Raw genomic sequence first — 435 nt, 5'->3', positions numbered from 1 at the left:
GGAGAGGCCATCATGGCTGGAAGCGTGAACAAGGTGATTTTGGTAGGGAATCTGGGGCGGGACCCTGAGGTTCGGCGTCTGTCGAACGGGGAGCCTGTGGTGAACCTTCGGATCGCCACGTCGGAGACCTGGAAGGACAAGGGCACGGGCGAGCGCAAGGAGAAGACCGAGTGGCACTCGGTGGTGATCTTCAACGAGAACTTGGCCCGGGTGGCGGAGCAGTACCTGAAGAAGGGCTCGAAGGTGTATCTTGAGGGTCAGCTGCAGACGCGCAAGTGGACCGACCAGAGCGGCCAGGAGAAGTACACCACCGAGGTGGTGCTGCAGCGCTTCCGGGGCGAGCTGACGATCCTGGACAGCCGCGGCGGCGGCGGGGCGTCGGAGTTCGGCGACGACGAGCCGGGCCAGATCAGCCGCGGCGGCGACTTCGGACGA

The 435-nt window shown here is 65.1% G+C and carries 1 protein-coding gene; it reads left to right on the top strand.

What is annotated here, in order from left to right; genetic code table 11:
* Positions 1–12 precede the first annotated feature (12 nt).
* A partial coding sequence (gene ssb / locus KBI52_RS00765) for a single-stranded DNA-binding protein (RefSeq protein ID WP_173944942.1) occupies positions 13–435 on the top strand: 423 nt, incomplete at its 3' end.

The organism is Microvirga sp. HBU67558 (genome assembly GCF_018069605.1).
Taxonomy (GTDB): Bacteria; Pseudomonadota; Alphaproteobacteria; order Rhizobiales; family Beijerinckiaceae; genus Microvirga; species Microvirga terrae.
The sequence above is the reverse complement of the archived record's forward strand: the minus strand, read 5'-3'. Positions and strand labels throughout refer to the sequence as shown.